This window comes from Candidatus Endomicrobiellum cubanum (genome assembly GCF_031278955.1).
Lineage (GTDB): Bacteria > Elusimicrobiota > Endomicrobiia > Endomicrobiales > Endomicrobiaceae > Endomicrobiellum > Endomicrobiellum cubanum.
In genome coordinates this window covers 1-5,847 of sequence record NZ_JAITJM010000027.1, presented here as the reverse complement: position 1 = coordinate 5,847, position 5,847 = coordinate 1, and the positions used below count along the sequence as shown (strand labels likewise).

General features: G+C 30.1%; 2 protein-coding genes and 2 pseudogenes. 1 reads left to right on the top strand and 3 read right to left on the bottom strand.

Annotation, left to right across the window (positions count from 1 at the left end; translation table 11 throughout):
- The first annotated feature begins 139 nt into the window (after positions 1-139).
- Positions 140-1,057: a glycosyltransferase family 8 protein gene (locus LBD57_RS02720; RefSeq protein WP_373469808.1), complete on the top strand. Its 918-nt coding sequence runs from the start codon at positions 140-142 to the stop codon at positions 1,055-1,057.
- Between the two features lie 786 nt (positions 1,058-1,843).
- Here LBD57_RS02720 and LBD57_RS02715 read toward each other — a convergent pair.
- The 3 genes and pseudogenes from LBD57_RS02715 to LBD57_RS02705 all read right to left on the bottom strand — a co-directional run.
- Positions 1,844-3,628, bottom strand: a complete 1,785-nt coding sequence (locus LBD57_RS02715; RefSeq protein WP_373469807.1) for an ABC transporter ATP-binding protein — start codon at positions 3,626-3,628, stop codon at positions 1,844-1,846.
- A 376-nt stretch (positions 3,629-4,004) separates the two neighbouring features.
- Positions 4,005-5,489: pseudogene (locus LBD57_RS02710) on the bottom strand (ABC-F family ATP-binding cassette domain-containing protein); the annotation flags it as partial.
- A gap of 9 nt (positions 5,490-5,498) precedes the next feature.
- Positions 5,499-5,847, bottom strand: a pseudogene (locus LBD57_RS02705) (hypothetical protein); the annotation flags it as partial.

Here is a 5,847-nt window from a genome sequence, read left to right as displayed (position 1 = left end):
TTTTGGTTCGGGGAATTCATCGAAATATTACATCAAAAATGTTTCGTTTGACCTAGGAATTAATAATACTGCTAACGAAAGTAGGCCTGTAAATTACGCTGTGTTATATTGCATAAAATACTAAAAAGGTGAGACCAAAATGAATACTAAAGAGATTAATGTAGCTTTTTGTTTTGACGAAAATCTTTGGATGCAAGCAGGAGTTACCATAACTAGTCTGCTTGAAACTTCTAAAAATACAACTAAGTACAGTATATATTGTCTTATTTCAAATTCCATAAATACAACAATACAAAATATTTTGGAATCCAATTTAAAAAAATACTCATCATTTAATAGCATAAAATTTATAAATGTAGAACACAAACTAACTAATATAAAATCAAAACAATATAAACCTATGTATTACAGACTTCTATTGCCACAAGTATTACCTCCTAGTATAGATAAAGTAATTTATACAGATGTAGATTTGATTTTTAATGACGACATGCAAGATTTATACTCTATAGACCTAACTAACTATTATATAGCAGCTACAAAGGATGGATATAAGGGAAATGACCAGCATAGTCTTTGGAAAAAATATAAAATCTGTTCTATCGCAAAAAAAGAACAATACATAAACTCTGGTGTGTTATTGCTAAATCTAAAAAATATAAGAAATAATAAAATACATGTATGCTGGTTAAAATTAGCAGAAAGAGAAAGTTTCCCTTTTCATGATCAGGACATAATAAATATCACATGCAAAGATAAAATAATTTTTTTACCGGAAGGGTACAATTTTTCTTATGATAATGCAAAAATTATTCATTTTTCATGTGGCGGCAAAAAACCATGGAGTATGCATTCTGAAAATTTAAAATTTGCTGAACTTTGGTGGTTTTATGCTCATAAAACACCTTTTACCTCTTTCTTCTTAGCTAATTATTATAAATCTAATATAAATTCTTTAAGTAAAGTTTTACCTAAATGGATTGGCAGATTTATATGCTGGTTTGTTTTAAACAAAGAGACTAGACATAAATTTTTCAATAAATACGTAAAAATATAAATTTAAGTATGTGAGTTGACCTGTTTTTAAAATTTTGATAAATTCACTTACCTGTCTAAACAATTAATTTAGCAACACAATTTAATTAAAATAAAGGCCATAGCCTCGTATTAGATTCTCCTGACTTGAGCATTAGGGTTAGCCCGAAAGGTCAAGTCAGGTATTAGATTCTTTATGCACAGGGAACAAACAAATCACCTTAATGAGAGCAAGTCCTTTTATTTCTATTTGCTTTAGTGTTTACCCCATTATCTATTGCCAGCACAGACACAGTAAAAGCATCGTCTTTAGATTTAAGTAATGTTTCCTCTCCCAGACACATCTTTTGAAGAAATCGAAAATAGTGATAAAATTCCCTCTTATTATATGAACAAATACTTCAAGAAACAAGAAAAGAAAATATAAAGAACTATTTGTATTGGTTAGACAATAGAGACAAATATTCTGAACAAAAACGCAACTATATAGACAAACAATGGAATATTGCAGGGTACTCAGTCAATTTATTATAGTCCATTTGCCACTTGAGCTTTCTAACGCTCCATTTTTCTTCTTTACAAGCCTTGATATAGCGTTTCATAATTTATAACTTGCGGATATAAACTAAATTTGAACGACTACATCTCTTTCCGTATGCAAAAGTTAAATCTTTTGATAATTTATCCAATAGTTCAGATCGTATTCAGCCTTTATTTTTCCACCTTGTTTATGCTCAACTATATATTTTCCTATAGACCAATAAGTCTCAACAAGAATAGTATTGACGGAAAATTTGTAAATACTATTTTAATCTTGCATAAATTGAATTTTATAAAGATTTGCATAATAGCTATTTAAAGCTAGAAGTTGTGCATGTGTGCCTGATTCTAGAATATTTCCTGACTCAAATACATAAATTTTATCTGAATTAATAATTGTGGACAATCTATGAGCTATTACTATTGAAGTTCTACCTTTCATTAATCTTTTAAGCCCTTCTTGTACCATACGTTCAGATTTTGAATCAAGAGAACTTGTAGCTTCATCAAGTAAAAGTATCGGTGCATTTTTTAGCATAGCCCTTGCAATAGATATCATTTGTTTTTGCCCACCAGACAAATTGCTACCACGTTCCCCTACAACCGTATCATAACCTTGGTTTTGATTTATAATAAAATTATGAGCTGCTGCCTGTTTAGCAGCATTAATAGCTTCTTCGTCTGTGGCATCAGGTTTTCCCATTAATATGTTTTTCTTAATTGTATCGTCAAAAAGAACAACATCTTGAGAAACGAAAGCAATGTTATCCCTTAAAGATTCTATTGTTACATCTCTAATGTCTTGCCCATCTATTTTTATACTTCCTTCTTTAACATCGTAAAATCTTAATATTAAATTTATTAAAGTAGACTTACCAGAACCAGCAGCTCCAACTACAGCAATTCTTTCTCCTTCGTTTACTTCTAAATTAATACCATGTAATACCTCAACACCTTGGGCATAATCAAATTTAACATTGTTCACTTTTATAACGCCTTTTCTAACTTCAAAAACTTTGGCATCAGATTTATTAACTATAACAGGTCTTTTATCCATTATAGAAAAGACTCGATTAATAGCTGCTATCCCCATTTGGAAACGAGCATTCAAATTTGCTAGAGATTTCATAGGCTGGTATGCAGCAACGATAGCTACTAAAAATACCACAAAATCCCCAGTGGTAAGAGTACCGTGTATAATTCTATAACCACCGTAGGCAAGTGTACAAGCTGCCGCTACTCCTCCCAAAAATTCCATTAATGGACTTAAAACATGATTATTTTTTGACAATTTTACTTCTATATTGGCTATTGCTTCAGCACTACTCCTAACTTTTTGAGATTCCATTGCTTCCAAGTTATAAGATTTTACAATTTTTATCCCTTGGAAAGCTTGAGCTAAAATTGCATATAAAGATCCAAATGAAATTTGCTGATTACTAAAAATCTTTTTTATTTTTTTTCCAAAATATACCATTGGATAAAAACCTATAGGAAACAATATAAACATAGCTGCTGCCATATCAAAACTCTTCCAAAACATAAGGACTATTAAACCGACAACAGAACAAGCGTCTCTAACAAGAGTTGTAACACAATTAAGTATTACATCTCTTATCACATTTAAATCTTGCGTAAAATAAACTATAAGACTAGCGGAATTATTTTTATGGAAAAATTCTAAATCTTGAGCAATAAATTTTTCATATAAATCACCTTGCAGTCTTTTTGTAAAATTTGCCCCTAACATTATCATTGTAATATTCTGAAAATATTGAGCAAAACATTTTGCTCCAAACGCAATTAAAACTTCTAGCGCAATTGTAAACAAAATATTTCTATTTTGTTCTATAAAAACTTTATCAAAAACAGGTTTAAGCAAACTCACTGACCACACATTTGCCCCAGCATAAGCACCCATAAAAATCATTGACAACGCCAAAAGTTTCCATTGTGGCAAAACATACTCCATCCACAAACGCTTAATTTTAATTATTAAGTCAGGATTTAAGTTGCTAACAATTTTTTGTTTCAGTTTAGAAAAAATATTCATCTTAATATCCTATCGTTTTTATACTATCATTTATGAGCCGCGCAAAATACTCTGACTTTTGTTCTAAAATTTTAGTGGTTACGTCCAGTTCTTTATATAAATTTTCTATTTTATCTTTTAAACCTTTATTAAGTTTAGAACTCTCAGATAAAAAAGCAATGTTTTTTTCTGTAGAAGCAATAATAAGCTGTTGTGTATTTAAATTTAATTCCTTCTCTAAATCGAATATATCTTTTTCAATTGTTTTAACTTTTTCTTCCAAAGGTTTTAGCTCTTTAGACCTATCCTGTATTAGCTTAGCTTTGACTTTTTTTATCTCATTTCTATCTTTTTTTAAAACTACTTGCGTAGAAGTTTTTCTTTTTAACATACCGCTTTCGTCTTCCCATCCTTTTGTATCAAGAAAATCTTGATATGTACCATCAAAAACTGAGATCTCATCTCTGTCAAAAACTATAAGTTTTGTAGCAACTCTACGTAAAATTTCTTCATTATGCGTAACCATAACGACAGAACCCGAGAATTCATTAATTGCTTCTACTAAACTTTCACAAGATTCTATATCTAAATGGTTTGTAGGTTCATCAAGAAGCAATAAATGGCAGGGGTTTGCCAAAATTTTCCCTAAAAGGACTCTGCTTTTTTCTCCACCACTTAAAATTTCAATCTTTTTTAAAGCATCATCCCCACTAAACATTACAGCACCGGCAATATTTCTTGCCTTTTGAGGTAAACAGGCTGGACTTGAGCTGATTATTTCTTCATAAACAGTTTTTTTAGGATTTAAATTTGCAGTGTCAGACTGTACAAAATAAGTCGTCTTTAAATCTGGATGTTTTTTTATAATCCCATCTGAAGGGTTTAACCTTTCTGCAAGTAGTTTTAATAAGGTAGATTTCCCCTTACCATTTTTACCAATGACACATATTCTATCATTTTTTAAAATATCAAAATTTAGTTTTTTTATTAAAGGCAAATCTTTTGTATAACCAAATGATAAATTATAGACGCCCAACATTTTAGAAGCATAGAAATTCAATCCCGAGAAAGAAAAATCAAGACTATCTATTTTTGATAATTCTTCCAAATTTTCTTGCTTTTCCAAAGACTTAATACGCGACTGAACCATACCCGCTAGTCTAGCCTTTGCTCTAAAACGTCTTATGAATAGTTCTGTTTGCTTTTTTTTCTTTTCTATATTTACTCTTGTTTTTTCGTATATCTCTTCCTCCTTTGCTAGTTGCTCGTAAAGTTTATATGTAGTTCCTTCCACTTTTCTTGCTTTTGTTCTATGTATTGCCACACAATGCGTAATACAAGCATCCATAAAATTTCTGTCATGAGTTATAAGCATAAGCTCGCCTTGCCAAGAAAGTAAAAAACCGCTTAACCACCTTATTGCAACAATATCTAAGTAATTATTAGGTTCATCTAACATAAGCATATTGGCATCTTGCAATAAAACTTTTGCCAAGTTAATACGTATCTTATATCCACCTGAAAAATCTAAGGGATTTTTATACATATCATCCGTAGAAAAGCCTAATCCAGAAAGAATTTTTTCTGCTTTCCATTTTTCATCTTCCTGGTTTATAGGAAGAGCAAGACAAACTTCTTCTAAAACGCTTGGGCAAGTAAAATTTATGTGTTGTTCTAAATAACCTAACCTATAATTTTTAGGCATACTAATAGACCCGGAATCATAGTCAATTTTATTTAAAATCATTTTAAATAACGAGGTTTTACCATGTCCATTTCTACCAACAAGTCCAATTTTATCTTTTGCGTTTATGTTTAAATTTAAATCATCAAACAATATCCTATTGCCAAAAGATTTATTCAAATTAGAAATTTTAATCATAGTATTTTATTACCCATTTATTATATCCATCTCTATAACACGCATTTTTTCCCACTTAGCAGACTTATATCTAAAATAAAAACTCAAACATAGAGCTATAATGTATACAAGAAAAGTCCCCCACGCTACAAACACATTTTGTTTAAATACTATTACGTTAAGATATACAGGTAATATTTCTAAAAACAAGGAGAACAAAACAAATATTTTCATAACATAAAATGTATCGCCAGCTCCTCTAAGAACAGATAAAAAAATTACACTTCCAGTATCAAATACAAAAAACAGTGACAAGATTATCAACAAATTTTTCACAATTGGCCTTATATTTTCTATAAAATCAACTTGTGCTCCATAA

What these genes read in the sequence shown, in the direction of transcription:
- LBD57_RS02715 (WP_373469807.1), bottom strand. Translation starts at nt 3,628, where the DNA reads ATGAATATTTTTTCTAAACTGAAACAAAAAATTGTTAGCAACTTAAAT.
- LBD57_RS02720 (WP_373469808.1), top strand. Translation starts at nt 140, where the DNA reads ATGAATACTAAAGAGATTAATGTAGCTTTTTGTTTTGACGAAAATCTT.